Origin of the sequence: Actinocrispum wychmicini (assembly GCF_004345645.1) — a bacterium.
Lineage (GTDB): Bacteria > Actinomycetota > Actinomycetes > Mycobacteriales > Pseudonocardiaceae > Kibdelosporangium > Kibdelosporangium wychmicini.
In genome coordinates this window covers 714,448-737,426 of record NZ_SLWS01000003.1, presented here as the reverse complement: position 1 = coordinate 737,426, position 22,979 = coordinate 714,448, and the positions used below count along the sequence as shown (strand labels likewise).

The 22,979-nt window shown below is 69.2% G+C and carries 28 protein-coding genes; 14 read left to right on the top strand and 14 right to left on the bottom strand.

Going from position 1 to position 22,979, the window contains the following annotated elements:
- The first annotated feature begins 27 nt into the window (after positions 1-27).
- From EV192_RS17340 to EV192_RS17330, 3 genes are read left to right on the top strand one after another with little or no spacing between them, the layout of a single operon-like run.
- Positions 28-762: a DUF899 domain-containing protein gene (locus EV192_RS17340; RefSeq protein ID WP_132116409.1), complete on the top strand. Its 735-nt coding sequence runs from the start codon at positions 28-30 to the stop codon at positions 760-762.
- Positions 763-812: 50 nt separating this feature from the next.
- Positions 813-2,108, top strand: a complete 1,296-nt coding sequence (locus tag EV192_RS17335; protein WP_132116836.1) for an RNA polymerase sigma factor — start codon at positions 813-815, stop codon at positions 2,106-2,108.
- On the top strand, positions 2,105-2,593 hold the full coding sequence (locus EV192_RS17330) for a GyrI-like domain-containing protein (protein WP_132116838.1): 489 nt from the start codon (positions 2,105-2,107) through the stop codon (positions 2,591-2,593). Before EV192_RS17335 ends, EV192_RS17330 begins: the two co-directional genes overlap by 4 nt.
- 27 nt (positions 2,594-2,620) lie before the next feature.
- On the opposite strand, the gene EV192_RS54810 is transcribed toward EV192_RS17330, so the two are convergent.
- Positions 2,621-3,121: a hypothetical protein gene (locus tag EV192_RS54810; protein WP_207926094.1), complete on the bottom strand. Its 501-nt coding sequence runs from the start codon at positions 3,119-3,121 to the stop codon at positions 2,621-2,623.
- A gap of 392 nt (positions 3,122-3,513) precedes the next feature.
- On the opposite strand from EV192_RS54810, the gene EV192_RS17320 reads away from it, so the two are divergent.
- A complete protein-coding gene (locus EV192_RS17320; RefSeq protein ID WP_165960427.1) occupies positions 3,514-4,116 on the top strand; it encodes a TetR/AcrR family transcriptional regulator in 603 nt (200 codons plus the stop codon).
- An 87-nt stretch (positions 4,117-4,203) separates the two neighbouring features.
- Here the strand turns inward: EV192_RS17320 and EV192_RS17315 are convergent, their stop codons facing one another.
- A complete protein-coding gene (locus EV192_RS17315) occupies positions 4,204-4,713 on the bottom strand; it encodes an EXLDI protein (protein WP_132116405.1) in 510 nt (169 codons plus the stop codon).
- Between the two features lie 207 nt (positions 4,714-4,920).
- Here EV192_RS17315 and EV192_RS17310 point away from each other — a divergent pair, with 207 nt between their 5' ends.
- Positions 4,921-7,125 (top strand): MMPL family transporter, encoded by a 2,205-nt coding sequence (locus EV192_RS17310; protein WP_132116403.1) that lies wholly within the window; start codon positions 4,921-4,923, stop codon positions 7,123-7,125.
- A gap of 11 nt (positions 7,126-7,136) precedes the next feature.
- Here the strand turns inward: EV192_RS17310 and EV192_RS17305 are convergent, their stop codons facing one another.
- Genes EV192_RS17305 through EV192_RS17295 form a run of 3 tightly spaced genes read right to left on the bottom strand, consistent with a single transcriptional unit; the run spans position 7,137 to position 9,521 of the window.
- The gene (locus tag EV192_RS17305) at positions 7,137-8,330 is read right to left on the bottom strand and encodes an RNA polymerase sigma factor (protein ID WP_132116401.1); all 1,194 of its coding nucleotides are present in this window, start codon (positions 8,328-8,330) and stop codon (positions 7,137-7,139) included.
- A complete protein-coding gene (locus EV192_RS17300; RefSeq protein WP_132116399.1) occupies positions 8,327-8,671 on the bottom strand; it encodes a YciI family protein in 345 nt (114 codons plus the stop codon). The genes EV192_RS17305 and EV192_RS17300 overlap by 4 nt, the downstream gene beginning before the upstream one ends.
- Positions 8,672-8,720: 49 nt before the next feature.
- Entirely contained in the window at positions 8,721-9,521 is an 801-nt protein-coding gene (locus tag EV192_RS17295; protein WP_132116397.1) for an ArsR/SmtB family transcription factor, read from the bottom strand.
- Positions 9,522-9,656: 135 nt separating this feature from the next.
- Here EV192_RS17295 and EV192_RS17290 point away from each other — a divergent pair, with 135 nt between their 5' ends.
- The gene (locus tag EV192_RS17290; RefSeq protein ID WP_132116395.1) at positions 9,657-10,406 is read left to right on the top strand and encodes a hypothetical protein; all 750 of its coding nucleotides are present in this window, start codon (positions 9,657-9,659) and stop codon (positions 10,404-10,406) included.
- 43 nt (positions 10,407-10,449) lie between these two features.
- Here EV192_RS17290 and EV192_RS17285 read toward each other — a convergent pair whose 3' ends face one another.
- Positions 10,450-11,412, bottom strand: coding sequence for an NAD-dependent epimerase/dehydratase family protein (locus tag EV192_RS17285; protein WP_132116393.1), 963 nt, complete (start codon positions 11,410-11,412; stop codon positions 10,450-10,452).
- Between the two features lie 73 nt (positions 11,413-11,485).
- Here EV192_RS17285 and EV192_RS17280 point away from each other — a divergent pair, with 73 nt between their 5' ends.
- Positions 11,486-11,935: a MarR family winged helix-turn-helix transcriptional regulator gene (locus EV192_RS17280; RefSeq protein ID WP_207926093.1), complete on the top strand. Its 450-nt coding sequence runs from the start codon at positions 11,486-11,488 to the stop codon at positions 11,933-11,935.
- Positions 11,936-11,977: 42 nt separating this feature from the next.
- On the opposite strand, the gene pgeF is transcribed toward EV192_RS17280, so the two are convergent.
- Together pgeF and EV192_RS17270 are read right to left on the bottom strand one after the other, a co-directional pair.
- Entirely contained in the window at positions 11,978-12,541 is a 564-nt protein-coding gene (gene pgeF, locus EV192_RS17275; RefSeq protein ID WP_207926092.1) for a peptidoglycan editing factor PgeF, read from the bottom strand.
- Positions 12,538-13,344, bottom strand: coding sequence for an alpha/beta hydrolase family protein (locus tag EV192_RS17270; RefSeq protein WP_132116391.1), 807 nt, complete (start codon positions 13,342-13,344; stop codon positions 12,538-12,540). Before EV192_RS17270 ends, pgeF begins: the two co-directional genes overlap by 4 nt.
- Positions 13,345-13,416: 72 nt before the next feature.
- On the opposite strand from EV192_RS17270, the gene EV192_RS17265 reads away from it, so the two are divergent.
- On the top strand, positions 13,417-14,385 hold the full coding sequence (locus EV192_RS17265; protein WP_132116389.1) for an aldo/keto reductase: 969 nt from the start codon (positions 13,417-13,419) through the stop codon (positions 14,383-14,385).
- Here the strand turns inward: EV192_RS17265 and EV192_RS17260 are convergent.
- A complete protein-coding gene (locus EV192_RS17260) occupies positions 14,377-15,006 on the bottom strand; it encodes a DsbA family oxidoreductase (protein ID WP_132116387.1) in 630 nt (209 codons plus the stop codon). The two genes, EV192_RS17265 and EV192_RS17260, sit on opposite strands and share 9 nt — an antisense overlap.
- Before the next feature lie 169 nt (positions 15,007-15,175).
- Between EV192_RS17260 and EV192_RS17255 the strand changes: the two genes are divergently transcribed.
- Positions 15,176-15,457 carry an isoamylase early set domain-containing protein gene (locus EV192_RS17255; RefSeq protein WP_132116385.1) on the top strand — a complete coding sequence of 94 codons (282 nt, stop codon included), beginning with the start codon at positions 15,176-15,178 and terminating at the stop codon, positions 15,455-15,457.
- Here EV192_RS17255 and EV192_RS17250 read toward each other — a convergent pair.
- Positions 15,448-16,005, bottom strand: coding sequence for a TetR/AcrR family transcriptional regulator (locus EV192_RS17250; protein WP_132116384.1), 558 nt, complete (start codon positions 16,003-16,005; stop codon positions 15,448-15,450). The two genes, EV192_RS17255 and EV192_RS17250, sit on opposite strands and share 10 nt — an antisense overlap.
- 79 nt (positions 16,006-16,084) lie before the next feature.
- Here EV192_RS17250 and EV192_RS17245 point away from each other — a divergent pair, with 79 nt between their 5' ends.
- Positions 16,085-16,501 carry a hypothetical protein gene (locus tag EV192_RS17245; RefSeq protein ID WP_132116382.1) on the top strand — a complete coding sequence of 139 codons (417 nt, stop codon included), beginning with the start codon at positions 16,085-16,087 and terminating at the stop codon, positions 16,499-16,501.
- Between the two features lie 28 nt (positions 16,502-16,529).
- The gene (locus EV192_RS17240; RefSeq protein ID WP_132116380.1) at positions 16,530-17,294 is read left to right on the top strand and encodes an alpha/beta fold hydrolase; all 765 of its coding nucleotides are present in this window, start codon (positions 16,530-16,532) and stop codon (positions 17,292-17,294) included.
- Here the strand turns inward: EV192_RS17240 and EV192_RS17235 are convergent.
- Entirely contained in the window at positions 17,281-18,741 is a 1,461-nt protein-coding gene (locus EV192_RS17235; protein WP_132116378.1) for an MFS transporter, read from the bottom strand. The genes EV192_RS17240 and EV192_RS17235 overlap by 14 nt on opposite strands.
- Before the next feature lie 24 nt (positions 18,742-18,765).
- On the opposite strand from EV192_RS17235, the gene EV192_RS17230 reads away from it, so the two are divergent.
- Complete coding sequence (locus EV192_RS17230) at positions 18,766-19,191, top strand: MerR family transcriptional regulator (protein WP_132116376.1); 426 nt, start codon at positions 18,766-18,768, stop codon at positions 19,189-19,191.
- Here EV192_RS17230 and EV192_RS17225 read toward each other — a convergent pair.
- A complete protein-coding gene (locus EV192_RS17225) occupies positions 19,188-19,517 on the bottom strand; it encodes an ArsR/SmtB family transcription factor (RefSeq protein WP_132116374.1) in 330 nt (109 codons plus the stop codon). The two genes, EV192_RS17230 and EV192_RS17225, sit on opposite strands and share 4 nt — an antisense overlap.
- A gap of 78 nt (positions 19,518-19,595) precedes the next feature.
- Here EV192_RS17225 and EV192_RS17220 point away from each other — a divergent pair, with 78 nt between their 5' ends.
- On the top strand, positions 19,596-21,008 hold the full coding sequence (locus EV192_RS17220) for an MFS transporter (protein ID WP_243726892.1): 1,413 nt from the start codon (positions 19,596-19,598) through the stop codon (positions 21,006-21,008).
- On the opposite strand, the gene EV192_RS17215 is transcribed toward EV192_RS17220, so the two are convergent.
- Positions 20,986-21,453 carry a hypothetical protein gene (locus tag EV192_RS17215; protein ID WP_132116370.1) on the bottom strand — a complete coding sequence of 156 codons (468 nt, stop codon included), beginning with the start codon at positions 21,451-21,453 and terminating at the stop codon, positions 20,986-20,988. The genes EV192_RS17220 and EV192_RS17215 overlap by 23 nt on opposite strands.
- Positions 21,450-22,409 (bottom strand): hypothetical protein, encoded by a 960-nt coding sequence (locus tag EV192_RS17210; RefSeq protein WP_132116368.1) that lies wholly within the window; start codon positions 22,407-22,409, stop codon positions 21,450-21,452. The genes EV192_RS17215 and EV192_RS17210 overlap by 4 nt, the downstream gene beginning before the upstream one ends.
- A gap of 162 nt (positions 22,410-22,571) precedes the next feature.
- On the opposite strand from EV192_RS17210, the gene EV192_RS17205 reads away from it, so the two are divergent.
- On the top strand, positions 22,572-22,979 hold the full coding sequence (locus EV192_RS17205; protein ID WP_132116366.1) for a YciI family protein: 408 nt from the start codon (positions 22,572-22,574) through the stop codon (positions 22,977-22,979).

Genomic DNA, 22,979 nt, shown 5'->3' with positions numbered 1-22,979 from the left:
CACACCGTCCCGAAGGAGGACAGACCCATGACGAGCACAGTCCGCGCACGGCCCGAGGTGGTGTCCCGCGAGCAGTGGCTCGACGCACGCAAAGCGTTGCTGGCCAAGGAAAAAGAGGCGACGAAGGCCCGTGACCGGCTGAACGCCGAACGCCGCCGGCTGCCGATGGTGAAAGTCGAGAAGGACTACGCGTTCACCGGTCCCGACGGCCGGTACCGGCTGGCCGACCTGTTCGACGGCCGGAGCCAGTTGTACGTGCACCACTTCATGTGGATCGACGAGACCGACACCGGCTGTTCGCGCTGCACCGGCGCCGCCGACCAGACCTTCACCCCGCCGATCCTGGCCGACCTGCACGACCACGACGTCACCTTCGTCGCGATCGCCCGCGCGCCCTACCCGAAGATCCAGGCGTTCACCGAAGGCCGCGGCTGGATGTTCCCGTTCTACTCGTCGGCCGGCAGCGACTTCAACTACGACCTGCACACCACACTGGACGAGGACCGCGCGCCGGTCGAATACAACTACCGCACCAAGGACGAACTGCTCGCCCAGGGCTTCACCGAGCAGGACCTGCGCGGCGACTGGCCGGTCAACAGCGTATTCCTGCGCGACGGCGACGACGTGTTCCACACCTACAGCGCGTTCGCCCGCGGCATGGACCACATGGTCACCCCGTACACCTTCCTCGACCTCACCCCGTACGGCCGCCAGGAACAATGGGAGGACTCGCCGACCGGCTGGCCGAAGCAGTACCGATGACCATCACCCTCCCTCGTGAGTACCTTGAGCACGACCTGCTCACGAGGGGGATGGCGATGTCAGAGACGCACCGGACGATCGACGCGGTGTGGCGGATCGAGTCGGCCCGGGTGATCGCCGGCCTGGCCCGGATCGTGCGGGACGTCGGCCGCGCCGAGGAACTCGCCCAGGACGCGCTGGTCGCCGCCCTGGAACAGTGGCCGAGGGACGGGGTGCCGAAGAACCCGGGCGCGTGGCTGATGGCCACCGCCAAACACCGGGCGATCGACCTCGTCCGGCGCGAACAGGTCCTCGCGCGCAAGGTCCAGGAACTCGGGCACGAGATCGAGACCGGGGGAGCGAACCCGGAACCCGACATCGACGCCGCCCTGGACGACGACATCGGCGACGACGTGCTGCGGCTGGTGTTCACCGCGTGCCACCCCGTGCTGTCCACCGAGGCGCGCGTCGCGTTGACCCTGCGGATGCTGGGCGGCCTGTCCACCAAGGAGATCGCCCGCGCGTACCTGGTCGGCGAGTCGACCATCCAGCAACGGATCGTGCGCGCCAAACGCACCCTCGCCGACGCGAAGGTCCCGTTCGAGGTACCCGCCGCGAACGAACGACCCGCGCGGCTCGCGTCCGTCCTCGAAGTGATCTACCTGATCTTCAACGAGGGCTACTCGGCCACCGCGGGCGACGACTGGATGCGCCCCACCCTCTGCGAGGAGGCGCTGCGGCTCGGCCGGGTGCTGGCCGGCCTGGCACCCCAGGAACCCGAGGTGCACGGCCTGGTGGCGTTGCTGGAGATCCAAGCGTCCCGCGCTACCGCGCGCACTGACTCCGCAGGCGAACCGATCCTGCTGCTCGACCAGGACCGCACCCGCTGGGACCAGGTCCTGATCCGCCGCGGCCTGGCCGCCCTGGAACAGGCCGAAGCGCTCAGTGCCGAAGTCCCCGGCGACGACCGCGGCCCGTACACGCTGCAGGCCGCGATCGCCGCCTGCCACGCCCGCGCGACCACCCCACCGGACACCGACTGGGCACGGATCGCCTCGCTGTACGACGCGCTGGCCGACGTCGTGGAGTCGCCGATCGTGGAGCTCAACCGCGCCGTCGCCCTGTCCATGGCGCACGGCCCGGCGGCCGGACTGGACCTGGTCGACACCCTCACCGACAACCCGGCGCTCAAGGCGTACCACCTGCTGCCGAGCGTCCGCGGCGACCTGCTGGCCAAACTCGGCCGCTACGACGAGGCCCGCGCGGAGTTCGAACGGGCCGCGACATTGACCGACAACGCACGCGAACAGGCGCTCCTGCGGGAACGTGTGGACGCGTGCGCACGTGGAGAGGCACCCACCCGATGACCCCAGAGATCGTGGAACGCGTCGAACAGCCCTATGTGTCGGTGCGCGGAATGGTCACCATGCGGACCTTCCCGGAGATCGCCGACCGGCTGCCCGAGGTGTTCGGCTGGCTCGCCGAACGCGGTGTCGCCCCGGTCGACGCGCCGTTCTTCAAGTACAACCTGATCGACATGGACTCCCGCCTGGAGGTCGAGGCCGGCGTCCCGGTGGACGCCGTGCTGTCCGGCGACGACACCGTCACCGCCGGCGTGCTGCCGGCCGGCCGGTACGTCACGGTCACCCACGTCGGCCACCCGGACGAACTGATCGACGTCACCGCGCAACTGCTCGTCTGGGCCGCCGCCCAAGGCCTGTCGTGGGACATGACCGCGACCGACGGCGGCGAACGCTGGGGGTGCCGGCTCGAGCAGCTGCTCACCAACCCCAGCGTGCAGCCCGACATGAGCAAATGGGAGACCCGGCTGCAGTTCCGGCTGGCGAACTGATCTACCACCCAGCGCTGTTCTGCCAGTTCAGCTCCGGGCCATCGTGGTGGCGGTCTGGTTCACCTGACGGAAGGCGATGCTGGTACCGAGGGCGGCGGTGGCTGGTACGAAGACATCCCCCAACGGCGTCGGTAGCCACGGAATCTCCTTGTCCTGCAACAAGCTCTTCGTCGCGTCCAGGTCATGGACGGCGACCGTGCACGCGACGAGAGCGGGCAGGGCCGGGGGTTGCTCGCCGGGGAACAGTGTGGCGAGACCGGAGGCGGGCACGAGGGTGAGCGTTGCCTCGTCGAGGTCGAAGACCCGGGCGGGCCCTTGTGTTCGGGGTGTCCGGCCGAGGTAACGCTCGTATCGTGCCTGGACGGCATCCAACTCAGTGTCGGTGGTGCAGAGCGTGGCGTCGACGAGGCCGACGGCGCCGTTGGGGTGGTCGGCCAGCCGAGTGGCTTGGATCCGCGGGTCCAGGTCCGCGACGATTCGGCTGCGGAGAACATCAGGATGTGCAGGCCCTCGAAGCGGTCCAGGCATTCCGCCAGGTTCGCGCTGGTGGTGTTGATCCGCTCCAGCAGCGTCGGGAGCACGTCGGGCGGGGCCTGCAGCGGGACGAGCCGCGCGTCGGTTGGCACGCGACCGCCTGCTTGGACCACGGTGGCCAGTTCGAGGAAGTCGCGCGGGAAGTCGGCATGGGTGTTGGCCGCGCCGAACGGCTCGGGCTCGGCACCTTCCCGGGGGGCATCGCGGGATAGCTGGGCGCCGGCACGACAAAGCCCAGCCGCCGGTAAAGGTCGACCGCGGCGGGCATGTCGCGGACGACGTGGCCGACGTGGTGCAGACGAGTGATCTCGGGAGCCATGACGGCCACCCTAGAAGTAGCTCGACCAAACGGTCAAACTATCTCGTGTTGCCGTACCGTCCGGTCGATGGAGGTGGAGCACATCGACGGCCGAAGCGCCCGCTACCAACACCGGCGGCCCGAACTGCTCGACGCGGTGGCCGACTACGTCCTGGCGCACGGGCTGGCCGGCCTGGCGATGCGGCCGTTGGCCTCAGCGGTGAAGGTCAGCCACGGGACGCTGCTGCACCACTTCGGCTCGAAGGAGAACCTGGTCACCGAGGTGATCGACCTGCTGCGCCAACGACTGGCCGACGCGGCCGGCCTGGCCGACTCGCCCACCCACCTGGCCGACCTCCACTCGTGGTGGCGCAACTCGACGACCGCGGAACGCCTGCCCGTCTACCGGTTGCTGTTCGAGGTCTTCGCTCAGGCCGCACGGGAACCGGAACGCTACGACCGCTTCCTGCAGCAGGTCGTGCACGACTCACTGACACTGATGACACGCCTGGTCACAGCAGACGGCTGCCCCGAAGAGCAGGCGCCTCTGGTGGCGTCGATGATCGTCGCCCAGGCCCGCGGCCTGCAACTCGACCTGATCACCACCAACGACCGGGAACGCGTCGACAACACCTTCACCCTGTTCCTCAACGTGATCGACCGCCTCAGGCGAACCTGGCCCACCAGATGACCGCGGATGGTCCCGATGGCCGGCGTCATCGGCTGGTAGTCCGCGAACGCCCGCACCGCCGCCGGCATCCGCTCAGCTGTGGCCAGGTCAGATGTCGAGGTCCTCGATGGCCGGCTCGTCCGCCAACGCCACGACAATGTCGAACAACTCATCGGGGATCTTGTCGCGCAGTTCCTCGACCGAGTCGGCGACCTCCAACGTGGCCGACGCCGGTGTCATCCCCCAACTCTGGTTGGAGCTGACGTACATCCGCCAACCGCTCGGCGTGTCCGCCCCCTTCGTCCACTCCTCGGAGCGCTGCGTGTGCACCACGAACTTGCCGGTCCGCGACCGGTACACCCGGAACTTCTCCTCGCGGGTACTCGCCGACCGTTCCCACTGCCCCAGCAGAGTCCCGGAGAACCGAACCTTGCGCCCCACCCCGGTGCCGACCCGGACGACGACATCGTCGAAACCCGCCAGCCGCCCCTCCTCGACCTCGACGTACCGACGCAGAGCCGCCGCGATCGCCGCCGACAGATTGCTCCCGGTCAACTCCTGCGCCCGCTGGTACAACGGCAGATCGTCGTCGGAGACGTAGATCGTCTTGTTCGGCATGGCTACATCCTCCATCACCTCACCTGTCCACTTGGCAGGTCCAATTCGACTATACGTATGAGTGTACGTACACTAGGCTTCGCTGTCACCGGGGCAGGGGCGGTGTCAGCGCGATGACAGGTCGGCGTCAGAGCGGTCGGTGATCGTCATCGTCGTGATCGGTTCAACGATCGTGGCCTCAGGCTGCGACAGACGTGGGGGGATTTGATGAATTCGACGACCCAACCGCTCCGCGGCGTCAACGCCGCGGAGCGGGGTTTCTTCGCCGCACTGGGCAGGTTCGTGGTGCATCGGCCGTGGTGGGTGATCGCCGCGTGGGTACTGCTCGCCGCGGTCGTGGTCCTCACGGCCCCCGCACTGCCGAAGACCACCGATCAGAGTGACGCGCTGCCGAGGGACTCCGAGTCGATCCAGGCGGCCCAGGTGGGGCAGCAGGCGTTCCCCACCGAATTCACGCCGTCGATGATCATCGTGTTCCAACGCGCCGACGACAAGCCGCTGGCACCGGGCGACTCGGCGAAGGTGACCGACATCGTCCGGGCCGTCGACGCCAAGCACATCGGCAATGTCGAACAGATCCTGGCCGGCAGCCCGGCACCGAACGGGTCGGTGCAGATCGGCGCGGTCAAGATGCCGGAGATCAACCAGTCGAACCTCACGGACCTCACCGCGGCGGCCAAACAGCTGCGCGCCGAACTGAAGAGCGCGGCGGCGAGTACCGGCCTCAAGGTCGGCACCACCGGGTCGGTCGCGCAGCAACTCGACATGCAGGAGTCCTCGACCAACGGGGACGCGCTCGTCCTGCTGGCCACGGTTCTGCTGATCCTGGTGCTGCTGCTGGTGATCTTCCGCAGTCCGATCATCGCGTTGTTGCCGATCGTGCTGATCGGGATCGTGTCCCAGGTCGCCAACGGGCTGATCGCCCATGTGGTCAAGGCGTTCGGGCTCAAGACGGACGCGTCGATCGCGTCGATGCTGATCGTCGTGCTGTTCGGGGTCGGCACGGACTACATCCTGTTTCTGATGTTCCGGTTCCGGGAACGCCTGCGCGCCGGTGACGGACCGAAACAGGCGATGGTGACCGCGGTGAGCCGGGTCGGCGAGGCCATCACGACGGCCGCGGTCGTCGTGATGATCGCTTTCGCGGCGATGACCCTCTCCTCGTTCGGGTTCTTCCGTTCCATGGGACCCGCGCTGGCGATCGCTGTCGGTGTCACCCTGCTCGCCGGGATCACGCTGGTGCCCGCGGTGGTGTCCTTGATGGGCAGCAAGGTGTTCTGGCCGTCGAAATCCTGGCGGCGCGAACCCAAGGCGGCCCGGTTCGGCGCGGTCGGACGGGTTGTCGGCCGGCGGCCAGCTTTGGTCGCAGTGGTGTCCGGCGCGGTGATGGTCGCGCTCGGGGTCGGCATGGTGAGTCTCAACCCGACCTTCGACCTGTCCTCGGGGTCCATGCCGGCGACCGCCGAGTCACAGGTGGCGCTGAAGGACCTGAAGAAGGGGATGCCGGCGGGCGCGACCTCGCCGACGAACGTCTACCTGCGGGCCGAGAACGGCCAGCGGCTCGACGAGGCGGCCCTGTCGAGGTTCGCCGCCAAGCTGAAGGTCGACGGCGTCAGCCAGGTCAGTCCGCCGACGCAGAACGGTGACCACAACACGGCGAGTTTCAGTGTCGCGCTGGGCAGCAGCCCGGAATCCGACGCGGCCATCGACACGGTGGACGGCCCGTTGCGGGACGCCGCGCACGCCGCGGCGCCTCCTGGTACGAAGGCCTTCGTCGGCGGGGAGACCGCGGTCTACGCGGACGTCAAGGAGACGATGCACCGGGACTACCTCCTGGTGTTCCCGGTGGCGGCGTTGCTGATCATGCTGCTGCTCGGGCTGATGCTGCGCAGCGTGGTGTCGCCGTGGTACGTGATGGCCTCGGTCGGCCTGGGCTTCGCGGCCACACTCGGCGCGACGACACTGGTCTTCCAGGTGTTCGGCGGCCAACCCGGGTTGATCTTCATGATCCCGCTGATCATCTACATGTTCGTGGTCGCGCTCGGCACCGACTACAACATCCTGATGATGGCGCGGCTGCGTGAAGAGGCCAAGGAAGGGCGGTCACCACGCGAGGCGGCCGCACTGGCGGTGCGGCACACCGGGCCGACGATCGCCGCGGCCGGCGTGATCCTGGCCGGTTCGCTGGGCGCGCTGATGCTCGCGGGCAACACCATGCTCGCCGAGATGGGCTTCGCACTCGCGTTCGGCATCCTGGTCGCGGCCTTCGTGATGGCGATGTTCTTCGTGCCGAGCCTGACCGCGCTGATCGGTCGCGCGGCATGGTGGCCCGGTCGCGGCCACCGGACCGAGGAACCGAAGACCGTGCCCAACGAGCTGCAGCCGGTGGGGGCGCCCTGGCGCCGCCGGTGATCACAACGGGCTCACAGCCGAGCGCGGGCTTGCGTCAGCAGCTCGCGCTCGGCTGTGTTGTCCGCCAGGTCGATCGCCCGGGTGTAGGCGGCCGACGCGTCGGCCGTCCGGCCCAGGCGGCGCAGCAGATCGGCGCGGATGGCGTGGAACAGGTGGTAGCGGTCCAGGTTCAGATCGTCCACAAGGGACAGGCCGGCGGCGGGTCCGTCGACTTCGGCGACGGCCACCGCCCTGTTCAGCGCCACCACCGGTGTGGGGGTGAACGTCATCAGGTGGTCGTAGAGCGTCAGGATCTGCCGCCAGTCCGTGTCCCGCGCTGTGGCGGCGTCGGCGTGCACGGCGTTGATCGCCGCCTGAATCTGGTACGGGCCTGGATGATCACGCCAAAGGCATTGCCGCACAAGGGAATGCCCCTCGCTGATCAGGTCACGGTCCCACCGGGTGCGGTCCTGGTCGCGCAGCAGCACCAGTCCGCCGTCGGGACCGGTGCGCGCGGGCCGGCGGGCGTCGGTCAGCACCATCAACGCCAACAGGCCGATCGCCTCCGGCTCGTCCGGCATCAACGACACGAGCAACCTGCCCAACCGGATCGCCTCCGCGCACAGGTCCTCCCGAACGAGCTCACTGCCGGAACTCGCGGCGTACCCCTCGTTGAAGATGAGGTACACCACGGCCAGCACGGCTCGTAGCCGCTCGGGCAGATCGGCTTCGCGCGGCACCCGGTAGGGAATACGGGCCTCGCGGATCTTGCCCTTGGCGCGGACCAACCGTTGCGCCATGGTCGGTTCAGGCACCAGGAACGCGTGCGCGATCTCCGCCGTGGTGAGCCCACCGAGCAGACGCAGGGTCAGCGCGACCTGCGCCGCCGGAGCCAGCGCGGGGTGACAGCACGTGAAGATCAGACGCAGTCGGTCGTCGTGCACGGCGCCCTCCTCCACGGACTCGTCCTGTGCCTGCAGCAACGCTGCCTGAGCGTGTTTGTCGTCGCGCGCGGACTCGCGGCGCAGCCGGTCGATGGCGCGGTTGCGGGCGGTGGTGATGATCCAGCCGGCCGGGCTCGGCGGGACGCCAGACTCCGGCCAGTTGCGCACCGCGACCGTGAACGCCTCCTGGACGGCCTCCTCGGCGACGTCGATGTCGCCGAACACCCGCACCAGCACGGCGACACACCGGCCGTACTCCTGCGCGAAGACCTGCTCGATCATGCCGCGAACGGGCGTACTTCGATCGACAGCGGGGCGAGCACGTGCGCGATCTTCGCCGCCCACGTCAACGCCTCGTCCAGATCGGCCGCGGCGATCACAGTGAACCCGCCGAGGTGCTCCTTGCCCTCGGTGAACGGCCCGTCGGTGATGAGCACGTCCCGTCCGTCGGACTTCAGGACGGTCGCGCTGCCGGCCGCGGCCAACCCGGCCGAGAACACCCACGCTCCGGCGTCCTTGATCTCCTGGTTGACCACGTCCAGGTCAGCCATGATGCGGGCCAGTTCGGCGGGCTCGGGGACCGGGCCGTCCGGCTGGTAGACGCTGAGCAGATAGTTCGTCATGTCCGCCTCCTTCACCCCCTACACGAACGGCGTCCTCGGGGATCGACAGCTACACCGTGCCGGTTTCGAGGAGAGTTTTCAGGCCGGCCAGGATCTGCGGCCAGCCGCCGCTGAAGTCGAGCTTCCCGCTCACCGCCTCCATCATCGCGCTGCCCTCCTGGAACCCGTCGTGGGTGACCGTGAGCTTCACCGTGTCACCGGCCGGCTCCAACTCGAACGTCACCGTGGACCGACGCTCCCGCTGCCGCTCGGCCAACTCCGCGGCCGACCAGCCGAACATCGGCGCGTGCTCGGGCTGGTAGTTGTGCCACGTGTAGGACAACGTCCGGTACGGGTCGGCGACCAGCACCTTCTGGTCGACGTCCGCGAACTCCTCGTCCGGACTGTTCTGCACCCGGACCGGTGAGCCGACCCGCCAGTCCGACTCCAGCGCCACCCCGCCCCAGTAGCGGCGGGTGAACGCCGGCTCGGTCAACGCCCGCCACAGCTGCTCAGGAGTGGTGCGGATGTACGTGGTGTACACGAACGCGTTCGTGCTCATCGGTGTCGCCTCCAGGGCAGTCTGCAGATCCGCCAGTGCGTGGGCACGTTCGCGGTCGTACTTGTCCAGCCACCGCTCGGCGATGGCGTTGATGGGCATGGCGTTGAGGTAGTGCAGCTTTTCCCGGCCGCGCCGGACCGTGGTCACCAGTTCGGCCGACTCCAGCACCGCCAGATGCTTGCTCACCGACTGGCGCGCCATGTCCAGCCCGTCGCACAGCTCCCGCAGCGTCTGGCCGTTGCGCCTGTTCAGGCTGTCGAGCAGCTGCCGGCGACTGGCGTCGGCCAGCGCCTTGAAGACCTCGTCCATCGCGACTCCTCAACAGGCAGCCAGCCAGCTGCGTGTTTCACCATAGGCAGCCGCCCGGCTGCCCGTCAATCGCGCGTGTGTAACCCGCCGACGTATCCGGGAACGATGTCCCTTTTCCAGAGAGGCACCACCACAGTGAAGCGAAGACTGATCAGCGTCATCATCGCGCTGACCATGGCCGTGACGACCGCGTTGGGCATGACCACCGCACAGGCGTCCGCGGCCACACCCAGTTCGGACCGGGGGACGGTCCACCCGAACGTCGACCCGGCCACCATCGCCGCCGCGGTCAAAGCCGCGTACCAGGCGTACCAGAGTTTCTTCGGCGGCGGCATCTCCCTGCAGGCAGCCGTCGACAAGATCCTCGCCGCCATCCAGTCCGCCCAGACCGCGATCATCAGCCACATCGACGCGATCGCGGCGGCCGAGGCCCGCGCCTGCACCCGGGACGCGATCGTCGACTTCCCGAACTTCCAGTTCCTGACCCCGGACAACCAGCAGGTGTTCGCCCTGCACGCGACGTCCTGCGCGAACCTCATCGACAGCCTGCTGGCCACCGTCGTCGACAAGGGCGCCCAGGACCAGCTCGGTTTCTCGGTCAACGCGCTCGGCCCGATCGCGCTGATCACCCGAAGCCGGGCCGGCCTGCCCAACACCACCTTCGTCCCGGTGCTGCGCTCGGCGAACCAACGGGTCAGCACCAACCTGACGCCGGGGTGCTCGCTCATCAACGACCCGGACTTCCACGGCAAGGTCTGGTTCTGCCTGGCCTACGACGGCAACTTCTTCGAGGACCTGAACAAGGTGAAGGCGCAGAACGTCGCGGCGACGAACACGAGCTGGCCGGTGGCCAACGGCGTGTTGACGCAACTGGCCGGTCTGTGAAGTGACAGTGGTGTTCCCCGAGCGACCGGGGAACACCACTGAGTCAGCGCTCGTTGCCCGCGCGCAACCAGTCGATGTAGTCGGCCACCGCGGTTTCGGTGTCGTACGCGGGCCGGTAGCCGGTGTCCTGGCCGATCCGCGTGATGTCCAAATAGGACTGCTCGCCGTCGCCGCCGCTGGGCAGGTCGATCCGGGCGTCCGGGACGACCTGCCGGATGGCGGCGATGAGTTCCGCGTTGGTGGTGGCCCGGCCGGCGGACACGTTGTACGTGCGGTGGTTGAGGCGGTCGGCGAGTTGCAGCAGCGCGATCGCCCGGCCGCAGTCCTTGACGTAACACAGGTCGATGGCGTCCTCGGCGTACGCGGGGGAGGTCATCCTGGACAGGTCCGGGGTCGTGCCGTTGATCGCCGCCCGGACCAGTTGCGGCACCGCGAAGAACGGTGACGTGGGCCGGCCGCCCGGACCCCAGATCGCGCCGATCCGGAGGTTCACGATGTCCAGGCCGGTGGTGTCGGCCAGGTAGTCGTTGAGCAGTTCGCCGATCTTCTTGAACGCGGGGATCACATGGCCGGACGTCATCGGCAGCGGCATGTCCTCGAACCGAGGACCCGCGCCGGCGACACCGCCGTACACGCCGATCGTGCTGGCGACCGTCACGCGCGGCACGTCCCATTCGCGCGCCGCGTGCATGACGTTGAACAGGCTGTTGAGGGCGGCCCGCGCGTCGCCGACAGGTTCTTCGGCGACGGGCATGTCGGCGCCGCGCGGCCAGGGCATCGAGCCGGCGAGGTGCACGATGCCGGTGATCTTGTGCCGGTCGCCGACCGCCAGCAGTTCCGCCTCGTTGTTGATGTCGACGCGGTCGACCACGACCTGCCGGTCGGCGAGGTCGGCCGGCGGCCCGTCCGGCCGCCGTTGCCCGAGGACACACGATTCGCCCAGGTCGAGCAGTGCCCGCGTGGTGTGTAACCCGATGAACCCCAACCCGCCGGTCACCAGGATCATGACTGCTCCCCAATCTGTCAGCACTACAAATGCTCAGTACTACTGACGATCAGGTTAGCCATAGGATGGGACGGTGTCCAGCAAGGACGGGCTGAGCCCGGAGGTGACCAGCCGTCTCGGCTACCTGCTCAAGCACGCCCAGAACCAGCTGTACGAGCTGACCGGGGCCGCGTTGCGGCCGTACGGCATCAGCGGCCGGGAACTGTCGGTGCTGCTGGTGCTCACGGACGGCGAACCAGCGTCCCAGCAGCAGGCGGCCGACCGACTCGGGATCGACCGCACCACGATGGTGGCGCTGCTGGACACGCTCGAAGACAAGGGACTGGTGTCCCGTCACCCGCACGCCGACGACCGACGCCGTAACGTCGTGGAGCTGACCGACGTCGGTCAGGACACGCTGGCACGCGCCCGACAGGCGAGTGACGAAGCGGAGCGGCGGTTCCTAGCGCCGTTGGAAGACGACGCCGCCGCGCGACAACTATGCGACGCGCTGCGGACGGTCGTGCTCAAGCCACACCACTAAGGACGAGTACGCCCAGAAGACCGACCACGTCATCCCGCGGCTTCAGTCGAGCCAGACGAACCCGTAGTTCCCGCCGCTGCGTCTGTCCCGCCGGTAGGACCACAACTGGGGCGACTCGATCGTGCACCGGTCGTCGTGCTGGATGTCGGTGACGCCCAGTGCGGTCAACTGGCCGACGATCCCCGCGCGGATGTCCACCGACGGCGTGCCGTGGCGTGTGGTGGCCCACGCGTGCGGCACCGCCGCCGTGACGTCCGCGCGCATCTGCGGCGGCACCTCGTAGCACGAACCACACGCGTTCGGCCCGATCCACGCAGTCATCCCACGAACGTCCGCGCCGCGCCCGGCCATCGCCCGCACGAGCGCGGGCACCACACCGGCGACCGTCCCGGTCCGGCCGGAGTGCGCCGCGCCGACCATGCCCGCCGTGGTGATCAGCACCGGCGCGCAGTCCGCGACCACCACGCGCAGCGCCAACCCGCGCTGGTCGGTGAAAACCGCGTCCACCTCAGGCCGTACGCCCGGGGCGGTCACGTACGCGACGGCGCCGCCGTGCACCTGCCGCATGAACACCACCTGGTCGGGCAGACCGGTCGGCGTGCTCACCCGGTTGTCCGGCCGGTCAGGATTCCGGGCAGCCGGTCCAGGCCCAGGTGGTCGGCGAGGAACCGCGCCCGGTCGGCGAACGCGGCGGGGTCGTTCACCACGTGCCCGCTGTCGTACCAAAGCTGTTGTTTCGGTTCGTTCGCGGCCGCGTAGAACGCCTCGAACTCCGCTTTGGTGACACCGATGTCGAACCGAGGGAACTGGAACAGCAGCGGTGTGGGCGCCACGTCACCGATGAAGTGCACCGCGTCGTACGGACTGAGCTCGGCCAGCGTCGCCTCGAACACGTCGGCCGGGGTGGCGGCCCGCAGGCCCGCGATCATCGGATGCTTGCTGTCGCGCAGGTGGAACGTCAGCCCGGACAGCCCGGCCTCGATCACCAGGCACGCGAACCGGTGGTCGATGCCGCCGACCACGGCCGACACCATCGACCCGCCGCTGTGCCCGACCAGGCCCACCCGGTCGACCTGGCGGAACAGGATGTCCGCGGCGCGCCGGGTGGCGAAGATCGACTGGCGGACCGTCGCCGCGTCCGGCATGGTGAACGGCGCCATGCTGAGCGCGATGCCGCCGGCCTCGGCGACCTGGACCGCCTCCGGCAGGAACGCCTCCCGCCCACCGGTCGTGTGCTGGAACACCACACCTGCCGACGGCGACCCGACCGGGGCCACGAGGTAGCAGTCGACCGGGTCGCCCTCCACGTTGTCGAACCGGCAGTCCGAGATGACCACCCCCGGCCGCTCGGCGATCGTCCGCACGGTGATGTCGAAGTCGGCGTCCGAGTCGTAGCTCAGGTCAGGCATACATCTCCCCACGAAGGACGGCACGTCGCAATTCCGTCGACCATTCTGCCGCCCTCTGGCAGGGTGCTCGTGGTGCAGACCAACCGACTCGGCCGGACGGCCGTCACCGTCACCCCATTGGGCTTCGGCGGCGGCCCGCTGGGTGGCCTGTTCGCGCCGGTCGACCACGACGTCGCCATGGCCGCGTTGGCGGCGGCCTGGGCCGGCGGGATCCGGTACTTCGACACGTCCCCGCACTACGGGATCGGCCAGTCCGAACGCCTGGTCGGCGAGTTCCTGCGGCAACGGCCGCGGGACGCCTACACACTGTCCACAAAGGTCGGTCGGGTGCTGGTGCCGCAGGACCCCGCCGGGCGCATGGACGACGTCGGATTCCACGTCCCGGCCACCCACCGGCGGGTCTGGGACTTCACCCGCGACGGGATCCGGCGCAGCGTCGAGGACTCACTGACCCGGATGGGCGTGGACCGGTTCGACGTGCTTCTGCTGCACGACGCGGAGGAACACTTCGAGGACGCACTACGCGACGGCTACCCCGCGCTCGCCGAGCTGCGCGACGAAGGCGTGGTCGGCGCGATCGGCGCGGGCATGTACGACACCGCGCTGCAGACCCGCCTGGTCCGCGAGACCGACATCGACGTGATGATCCAGTCCGGCCGCAGCACCCTGCTCGACCACACCGCGTTCGACGGACTGCTGCCGGAGTGCCAGCGGCGCGAGGTGTCCGTGATCGCCGCGTCGATCTTCAACTCCGGCCTGTCGGCCACACCCCGTCCCCTCGCGGACGCCCATTACGACTACGAGCCCGCGCCGCCGGAAATGGTGACGCGCACGCATCGCATCGCGGACGTGTGCGAGGCGCACGGCGTGACGGTTCCGCAGGCGGCGATGAAGTTCCCGCTGCGACACCCGGCCGTCGTGGGGATCCTCGTCGGGATGCGGTCCGCCGAGGAAGCCCGGGACGACATCGCGATGTTCGACATGGACGTGCCCGAGCCGCTGTGGGCCGACCTGCGCGCCGAAGGCCTTGTCTCAGTGTGACTCCTGCCAGGCCCGCTCCAGGGCTCGGGCGAACACCTCGGTGGGCTGCCCGCCGGCCACCGCGAGCCGGCGGTCGATGACGAAGAACGGAACTCCGGTCGCGCCGAGGTCGGCCGCCTCGCGCTCCTCCCGCCGCACGGCCTCGGCGTAGGCGGTGGGGTCAGCCAGGACCCGACGCACGTCCTCCTCGTCGAGACCGACCTTGGCGGCGACCTGCGGCAAAGCGTCCCCGGTGAACAACGGCCGCGCGTCGGCGAAATTGGCATCGAACAACGCGTCGGCCAAGTCGTTCCCGACGCCGTGGTCGCGGGCCAGGTGCAGCAACCGGTGGGCGTCGAACGTGCTGCCCACCTCGCGGTCGACCCGGAAGCCGAGGCCCTCCGCGCGGGCCAGTTCGGCGACCCGCTCTTCCATGCCCGCCGCCTGCGGGCCGTACTTCCGGGTCAGCATCCGCTCGACCGGCTCCACGTCCTGCTTGTCGCGGCCGGGTTCGAGCTCGAACGACCGGAACTCCACCTCGACCTCGTCGCGGTGCTCGAAGGCGGCGAGTGCCTTGTCGAACCGGGCTTTGCCGATGTAGCACCACGGACAGACGATGTCGCTCCAGATCTCCACACGCACACCGTCACGGTAGGAAGGGCGGTGCCGGCGGTGAAGTACCCACTTCGGGGTAAGGAGGTGGACGTTCAGTGAGTGTGCAGGTCGAACGCGGGTGACTCGATCGGGTGTGACGTACGTGTGCTTCGCTGGTGCCGACCGCCTTCCCATCGGCCCGAAGGACAGTTGCCGGATGATCAAGACGCGTCGGACGAAGAACGGCATGGTGACCGTGACGTGGGTGCTGCCCGCGGACGTGCACGAAGGCCCGGTGAGCGTCGTGGGCTGCTTCAACGACTGGACCCCGGGCACGCACGTCCTGGGCAGGCGGTCCAACGGCACCCGCTCGACGTCCTACACGGTGAACCCCGGCACCGAGATCCGGTTCCGCTACCTCGGTCATGGCGGCCGCTGGTTCAACGACCCGGAGTCCGGGCATGACGGCGGCGACGGCGTGATCCTCGTTCAGGAATAACGACTTCGTACGAGAGCGCGGGCCGCGCGGGCGGTCTTCTCGAACGGATCGAGACTGCCCGCCGCCCGGCACAGCACGTGCGCGCCCTCCAGCAGGGTGATCAACGTGGTGGCCAGGTCGGCCGCGTCCCGCGCCGGGAGTCCAGCCGTGACAAGGCGTTCGGCGAGTTGGTCGACCCACGACGTGAACGCGGTCGCGGCGACCTGGCGTAGTTCACCGCTGTCCTCCACCGTGACCGCGGCGACCGCACACCCACCGCCTTCGGTGGACGCGCGCACGACAGGTCGGATGGCGCTGAGGAAACTGTCGACGACCATCATCGGGTCGTCGACGGGGAGTCGAGCCAGGTGGGCTTGGACGTCGTGGCCGTTGCGGGCGGCGGCTTCCGCGACGATCTGGGCCTTGCCGCCGGGGAAGTGGTGGTAGATCGCGCCGCGGGCGGCGCCGCTGTCCCGTAGGACTTCGGTGAACGACATCCCCGCGACGCCGTGCCGTTGCAGCGCGGTCACGGCCGCCTCGATCATCCGGGTGCGTGTGTCGCCCGCCATGCCTTCTCCCTTGACTAGTACGGGCATCCTACTCCATGATCTGACTAGTACGTACGTACTAGCTACTGGAGGTTTTCCGATGCCGATCACTGTCACCGCCCCGGCCGGTGTGCTCACCGACGCCGGCCGCGAGACTGTCCTTCCGCGCCTCACCGAGGCGTTGATCGAGGTCAGCGGGCTGGCGGGCAACGAGTTCTTCACCGCGATCGTTGGTGGCACCCTGCACGTGCTGGACCCGTCGGCCATCTACGCCGGCGGCGTGAACCGCCCGGTGGTGATGGTCGAACTGAAGCTGCCGAACATCGGCCTGCCGGACGCCGCCGCACGCGCCGCGTTCATCACCGCCGCGACCGACATCGTGGACGAACTGACCGTCGACACCCACAACCGGGCGAACACGTGGGTCAACGTCGTGAACGCCCCGGACGGTGGCTGGGGCATCGGCGGCACCGCGTACACCGGCGACGCCCTGATCGCGGCGGTCACTGGGGCGTAGCTATCGTCGATCTCGGGGCGGTGGTGTGATGACGAGGATCGCTGGGGCAGGCGCTGAAGCGGGGCGGTTTCCCGGCCGGGACGGCCGGGAACTGGTCTATCGGGAGATCGGCGACGGCCGTCCGCTGGTGTTGCTGCACGGGTTCACGGCCACGGGGACACAGTGGGTCGACCATGGACCGGCGGCCGGGATCGCCGGGCGCCGCGTGATCGTGCCGGACCTGCGCGGCCACGGCGACAGCGCGCACCCCGACGATCCCGCGGCCTATCCGCCGGATGTCCTGGTCGACGACGGGCTCGCGTTGATCGATCACCTCGGGCTCGACGACTACGACCTCGGCGGCTACTCGTTGGGTGCGCGGGTCGTGCTGCGGATGCTCGTCCGTGGCGCCCGGCCGGCTCGTGCGATCGTCGCGGGTCAGGGGCTCGACGCGGTCACCCGTGCGACCGGCGGCGACAACCGCGTCCTGACCGCGCTGGCCAACGGGGACACCATCCCGCCCGGGTCGCCGGACGCGGCGTCGGCGCACTGGATCCGTTTGTCCGGCAACGATCCGCGGGCGCTTCTGCATGTCCTGAACGCTCTCGTCCCGACACCCCGGGCGGCGCTGACGCAGGTCACGACCCCGACTTTGGTGGCGGTCGGCGACCGGGACACCGGGCAGGCCTCGGCCGACGCGTTGGCCGCCACCCTGGCCGACGCGCGGTTCACCCGGGTGCCGGGCGACCATTTCACCGCCCTCGGCGCCCCGGAATTCGCGACCGCGATCGTGGACTTCCTCATCGAACCGTGACGCCCGCTTCGACACCGTCGAACAGGACGGCCGCCCGGGTGGCGGTGCCGACGGCCCGGCGGCCGGTGCTGAACAGCCCCAGCGCCAGCACGCCGACCCCGAGCACGACAACCAGCCACCACACACCGTGTTCCGCGTCGGTGAACTGGGTTCCCCCGGCGGACAGGGCCGATCCCACGATCGTGCCGGAGATCGCGACACCCAGGGTGGTGCCGGTCTGCCGGCCGGACGACGCCAGCGACGCGGCCACTCCGGCCATCGAGCGCGGCATTCCAGCGACCGCCGAGTTGGTGATCGGCGGGTTGACCATGCCCAAGGCGATGCCGAACAGCAGGTAGGTGGCGAGCACCGCCGGTATCGGCGTGTCCGGTCCGAGCAAAGTCGACGCGGCACCGCCCAACGCCAGCGCGGCGCCCGCCACCACCAGCGGCAGCCGAGGGCCTCGCGTGGCGACCAACCGGCCGGTGATGGGGGAGAGCACCACGATCAACGCCCCCACCGGCAGCAGGCACAGGCCCGCCACGAACGCCGACATGCCGCGCACGTTCTGCAGGTACAGGGGTGTCATGAACAGGAACGATCCGAACGCGCACAAGGCGCACAACGCCATCAGGATCGCCGAACTGAACGGCACGCTGCGGAACAGGCGCAGTTCCAGCAGCGGGTCGGCGCGGCGTGGTTCGTAGCCGAGGATGCCCAGCACACCGAGGACGGCCAGCACGAGCAGCCCCAGGATGACCGGCGAGGTCCAGCCCAACTCGTGGGATTCGATGATCGCGTAAACCACGCTGCCCAGCACCAGGATCACCAGGACCTGGCCCACCGGGTCGAACCGGCGTGCCCGAGCGGCGCGGGACTCGGGCACGAACAGTACGGCGCACACGATCGCCGCGGCCACGATCGGGACGTTCACCCAGAAGACGGCGTGCCAGCCGAATCCGTCGACCAGGGCACCCCCGACGATCGGCCCCAGCCCGAGCGACAGGCCGGTCACCGAGGCGAACACCCCGATCGCCTTGGCCCGTTCGGCCGGTTCGGGGAACGTGGTGGCGACGATCGCCATCGCCACCGGGTTGAGCATCGTGCCGCCGATGGCCTGCAGCACGCGTGCCGCGATCAGCGTCCCCGTGGTCGGCGCGAGGCCGCACAGCGCCGAGCCGAGCCCGAACACGGTCAGCCCGATCAGGAACACGCGCCGGCGGCCCATCCGGTCCGCGACCGACCCGGCCAGTACGAGGAAACTGGCCAGTACCAGGGTGTATCCATCGACTGTCCACTGTAGACCGGACACCGAGGCGTGCAGGTCACGGCGAATCGCCGACAGCGCGACGTTGACAATGGAGATGTCCATCACCACGACGACCGCGCTGGCACAGCAGATGGCGAGGATCAGGAACCGGCGCCGCCGAGTGAGCCCGTCGGCGGTCAGCAACGTTGAAGCACTCATGAGACCGACGGTAGGATTTAGAGCGTGCTCGAAGTCAACCAGTCACCTCAGGCGGGCCTGAGTATCGCCGAGGCCGCCGATCGCACCGGGGTCAGCGTGCACACGTTGCGCTACTACGAACGCGCCGGCCTGGTGGTGACCACGATCGACCGCACCTCCGGCGGCCGGCGCCGCTACCGGCAGCTGGACCTGGACTGGATCACGATCTGCACCAAGCTCCGCGCCACCGGCATGCCCATCAAGACGATCCGGCGGTACGCCGAACTCGTGTCCGCCGGCCGCGGCAACGAGGAGGAGCGGCTCGCGCTGATGGAAGCGCACCGCGCGGACGTGCTGGCCAAGCTGGCCGAACTGGAGAACAACCTCAAGCTGATCGATCGCAAGATCGACATCTATCGGGGCCGCCTCGCCGCCGGCGACGCCGACCACCTCTGGGCGCCCGCCCCCTAGCTCAGTTTCGGCGCCTCGGCCGCGCTGAGCCGCAGGATCGGTTCGAGCAGGTCCGGGAAACGGTCGCGCAGGTCGTCGCCGCGCAGCCGGATCCGCCGGTGCCGGCCGTCGACGGACATGCTGATCACCCCGGCCTCGCGCAGGATCCGAAAGTGATTGGTCAGCGTCGACAGCGGCACGGCCAACCCGTCGGAGACAGCGGCACAGGTCGAGTCGGGATCGACCTCGGCCCGGCGCACCAACTGCAGGCGCACCGGATCGCCCAGCGCGTGCAGCACTGACGCGAGGGTCAGCGACTCGCGTCCGGGCTCGGGTAGCCATCGCATACCGCCACGATACCATCGTTCGGCATTTCGGGATTATCGAACTATGGTGCCGGGAGCGTTCGCGACAAGGGGGGAATGGTGTTGACCACACACGACAGCGCGACGAAGGTCGGATCGCCTGGAGGCACTCGGGCGAGCCGGGCGGCCTTGCTCACCGTGATCTGCCTCGGTCAGTTCATGGTGTTGCTCGACAGCACCATCGTCGGCGCGGCGCTGCCGGACATGCAGCTGCGGTTACACACCCAGCTGACCGGTCTGCAGTGGATTGTCGACGCGTATGTCCTGCTGGTCGCCATGCTGTTGTTGTCCGGTGGCGTCTTCGCCGACCGCTTCGGCCGCAAACAGGTGTTCCTGGCGGGTGTCGCGGTGTTCACCGCCGCGTCCGTGCTGTGTTCCTTCGCGCCCTCGATCGGCTGGCTGATCGCCGGACGGGTGGTGCAGGGGATCGGGGCCGCCGCGCTGAGCCCCGCCTCACTGGCCCTGCTCGCCGCCGCCTATCCGGTCGCGCGGGAACGGGTCAAGGCGATCGGGCTGTGGGCCGGGTTCAGCGGAATCGGCCTGGCCGCCGGACCGTTGGCCGGCGGCATCATGGTGGACTCCTTCGGCTGGCCCGCGATCTTCCTGGTCAACGTGCCCATCGGCGCGGCCCTGCTGCTGGCCGGCCTGCGCATCCTGGGCGAGTCCCGCAATCCCGCCGCGCCGGCGATCGACGTCCCCGGGACGGTCCTGTCCGTCCTAGGTGTCGGCGCGCTGACGTACGGGCTGATCGAAGGCGGCGCGCAGGGCTGGACCTCGCCGGTGATCCTGGGCAGCTTCATCGGCGGAGCGGTGATCCTCGCGGTCTTCGTCGTCGTCGAACGACGCGGATCGACGCCGATGCTGCCGCTGCGGCTGTTTCGGCAACGGCTGTTCACGGTGTCCAACACCGCCATGGTCGTGGTGGGTTTCGCGCTGATGGGCTCGGCTTTCTTCTTCTCCCAGTTCTTCGTGTACGTCCAGGGCAGTTCGGTCCTGCGTGCCGGCCTGCAGACCCTGCCCGCGTCCCTCGCCATGGTGATCGTCAGCCCGTACGCGGGCCGGCTCGCCGCCAGGTACGGCTTCCGGATCGTGGTCACCGGCGGCCTGGCGCTGGCCGGTCTGGGGTTGCTGGCGCTGGGCTTCGTGCACGCGAACACCGACTACGGGAACGTGTGGTGGCGGCTGGCGGTCGTCGGCATCGGTTTCGGGCTCACCATGTCCCCGCTGACCGGCGCGGCGATCACGTCGGTCGGGCCGCAGGAGGGCGGTCTGGCCTCCGGCGTCAGCAGCACCACCCGGCAGATCGGCGCGGTGCTCGGCGTGGCCGTGCTCGGAGCCGTCGTGCGCGCCCAGGAATCCGGTGGTGCGTCCGTCGAGACCGGCCTCACCAGCGCCTTCGTCGTGGCCGGTGCCGTCACCTTGGCCAGTGCCGTGTTCACCGGCCTGTGGCTCAGGAATCCAGCCATTCCGTGAGCAGATCGGGGAGTGCGGCCGCCGGGTCGCCCAGGTCGGTGATCTCGTCGAGGTCGGCGTCGAAGGCGACCAATGTGTCGCCCTCGATGCCGTAGAACCACACATTGGCGGCGTCGAGGAAGAAGTGCAGCTCGGGTCGTTGGACGCGGACGTCGCTCAGTTCGGGTTGGATCGCCAGTTCGTCGAAACGGTACAGGCCGTGGACGTCCTGGCTGTCGATCGTGGCCATCTTGATCGAGCTGCCGATGAGGAAGCCGCCGCCGAAGTCGCCGTAACAGGCGAGCAGGGCGTCGGGCAGGTCGGTTGGCCCGGTCCGGCGGTACAGGCGGGAGCGGTGGTCCGGGTCGTTCGAACGCCAGGTGGTCCACGCCAGGGAATCGGCGTCGGAGCCGGGCTCGGGCGGGCCGAACAGGTCGGTCAGGACGGAGGCGACGAGGCCGTTCATTTCCGGAAGTCTCCTCCGTGCGCGGCCAGATGGCCTTGCACCCCGCCGCGGATCGGCTTGATCACGCTCGGATCACCGGCCAGGTCGGGCCGGTTGGCCACAGTCGGACTGTGGTGCCACCGCACATCCTTGGGGAACTCGCCGGAGTCGCGGATCTTCGTCAGCTCCGCGTCGGTCCACACCTCGTTGCCGGGTGTCCCCTTCCCGCCTGCCTTGATGTTGTCCAGCTCGCGGCGTTGCGCGGCCCGGATGCCACTGCGCCGGGCGTTCTCGATGGCGGCACGCTCCGGGGTTCCCTTCTTGGGCAGGCGCGGTCCGCCACCGGACGACGAGCCGCCGCCCATGGACATGGCGTGCATGAGCGTCCCGGCACCGGCCGCGGTGCTGACCGCGCCCTGGGCGATGACCGCCGCGGAAGCGATGTTCAACGGCACGCCCGCGACCGCGCCGACACCAGTCGCGTCCAGCGCCACACCGCCGACTTCGCCACCGGCGCCGACGACCATCTCGGCCACGCCGGTCGCCATCTGCCCAGCGCCCCGGAAGAACTCGAACAGCCGCGACTGCGGCGCAGGACTGGGCGCCGCGAAACCGCCCGGCGTCAGCGACTGCACCGAGCCGTACGCCACCCCGGCCGCGCCCTCCGCGATGTCGTGCCACACCGAGGGCTGCTCGTCCTCGACGGCCTGCTGCGCCTGGTCGTCGAACGTCTCCTCCTCGGCGGCGGACTGCTCCGCGTTCGCCTCCGGATCGACGGTCTGGACCTGATCCGGACCGCCGGCAGTGGGTTCACGTTGCACCTCAAGCAGTTGGGACACGGCCTGATTGCCGGCAACCCGTTGAAGAAAGAGAAGGGAGTGCCCGGACGCGCCCTGCCGGCCGGCGCTGGTCCCTGACCCGACCGTGTCGTGCTCCTGGACCGGCTCGGCGGCCGACGTCACGCGTTCAGACCGCACCGGTACAGCCCTCGGTACGTCCCATCACAGCCCCCTCGAAAAACGGCGTACCCCAACACCTACCGTGACGACCTGAGAGGAACAACATCATCCGGCGAACCGTGCCCCTAAAGGCAGCCGGACCTGGCCACAATGGACCGTACCCGCACCGAGGAGAACACGATGGCCAAGTACTTGCTGCTCAAGCACTACCGGGGCGCGCCGGCGTCGGTCCACGACGTGCCGATGGACCAGTGGACACCGGGCGAGGTCACGGCCCACGTGCAGTACATGCGGGACTTCATCACCCGGCTGGAAGGCACCGGCGAGTTCGTCAACACCGAGGCGCTCACCCAGGAGGGCACGTTCGTCCGCCACGACGGCGAGGGACGGCCGCCGGTCACCGACGGGCCGTTCGCGGAGACCAAGGACCTGATCGCCGGCTGGATCGTGATCGACGTCGAGACCTACGAGCGGGCGATCGAACTGGCCGGCGAGCTGTCCGCGGCTCCGGGCGCGGGCGGCCGGCCGGTCCAGGAGTGGCTTGAGGTGCGCCCGATCTACGCCCCGCCCCCGACCAGCACGGAGTGA

What these genes read in the sequence shown, in the direction of transcription:
- EV192_RS17340 (WP_132116409.1), top strand. Translation starts at nt 28, where the DNA reads ATGACGAGCACAGTCCGCGCACGGCCCGAGGTGGTGTCCCGCGAGCAG.
- EV192_RS17335 (WP_132116836.1), top strand. Translation starts at nt 813, where the DNA reads ATGGCGATGTCAGAGACGCACCGGACGATCGACGCGGTGTGGCGGATC.
- EV192_RS17330 (WP_132116838.1), top strand. Translation starts at nt 2,105, where the DNA reads ATGACCCCAGAGATCGTGGAACGCGTCGAACAGCCCTATGTGTCGGTG.
- EV192_RS54810 (WP_207926094.1), bottom strand. Translation starts at nt 3,121, where the DNA reads ATGCCTGGACCGCTTCGAGGGCCTGCACATCCTGATGTTCTCCGCAGC.
- EV192_RS17320 (WP_165960427.1), top strand. Translation starts at nt 3,514, where the DNA reads ATGGAGGTGGAGCACATCGACGGCCGAAGCGCCCGCTACCAACACCGG.
- EV192_RS17315 (WP_132116405.1), bottom strand. Translation starts at nt 4,713, where the DNA reads ATGCCGAACAAGACGATCTACGTCTCCGACGACGATCTGCCGTTGTAC.
- EV192_RS17310 (WP_132116403.1), top strand. Translation starts at nt 4,921, where the DNA reads ATGAATTCGACGACCCAACCGCTCCGCGGCGTCAACGCCGCGGAGCGG.
- EV192_RS17305 (WP_132116401.1), bottom strand. Translation starts at nt 8,330, where the DNA reads ATGATCGAGCAGGTCTTCGCGCAGGAGTACGGCCGGTGTGTCGCCGTG.
- EV192_RS17300 (WP_132116399.1), bottom strand. Translation starts at nt 8,671, where the DNA reads ATGACGAACTATCTGCTCAGCGTCTACCAGCCGGACGGCCCGGTCCCC.
- EV192_RS17295 (WP_132116397.1), bottom strand. Translation starts at nt 9,521, where the DNA reads ATGGACGAGGTCTTCAAGGCGCTGGCCGACGCCAGTCGCCGGCAGCTG.
- EV192_RS17285 (WP_132116393.1), bottom strand. Translation starts at nt 11,412, where the DNA reads ATGATCCTGGTGACCGGCGGGTTGGGGTTCATCGGGTTACACACCACG.
- EV192_RS17270 (WP_132116391.1), bottom strand. Translation starts at nt 13,344, where the DNA reads ATGCCTGACCTGAGCTACGACTCGGACGCCGACTTCGACATCACCGTG.
- EV192_RS17255 (WP_132116385.1), top strand. Translation starts at nt 15,176, where the DNA reads ATGATCAAGACGCGTCGGACGAAGAACGGCATGGTGACCGTGACGTGG.
- EV192_RS17250 (WP_132116384.1), bottom strand. Translation starts at nt 16,005, where the DNA reads ATGGCGGGCGACACACGCACCCGGATGATCGAGGCGGCCGTGACCGCG.
- EV192_RS17245 (WP_132116382.1), top strand. Translation starts at nt 16,085, where the DNA reads ATGCCGATCACTGTCACCGCCCCGGCCGGTGTGCTCACCGACGCCGGC.
- EV192_RS17240 (WP_132116380.1), top strand. Translation starts at nt 16,530, where the DNA reads ATGACGAGGATCGCTGGGGCAGGCGCTGAAGCGGGGCGGTTTCCCGGC.
- EV192_RS17235 (WP_132116378.1), bottom strand. Translation starts at nt 18,741, where the DNA reads ATGAGTGCTTCAACGTTGCTGACCGCCGACGGGCTCACTCGGCGGCGC.
- EV192_RS17225 (WP_132116374.1), bottom strand. Translation starts at nt 19,517, where the DNA reads ATGCGATGGCTACCCGAGCCCGGACGCGAGTCGCTGACCCTCGCGTCA.
- EV192_RS17215 (WP_132116370.1), bottom strand. Translation starts at nt 21,453, where the DNA reads ATGAACGGCCTCGTCGCCTCCGTCCTGACCGACCTGTTCGGCCCGCCC.
- EV192_RS17205 (WP_132116366.1), top strand. Translation starts at nt 22,572, where the DNA reads ATGGCCAAGTACTTGCTGCTCAAGCACTACCGGGGCGCGCCGGCGTCG.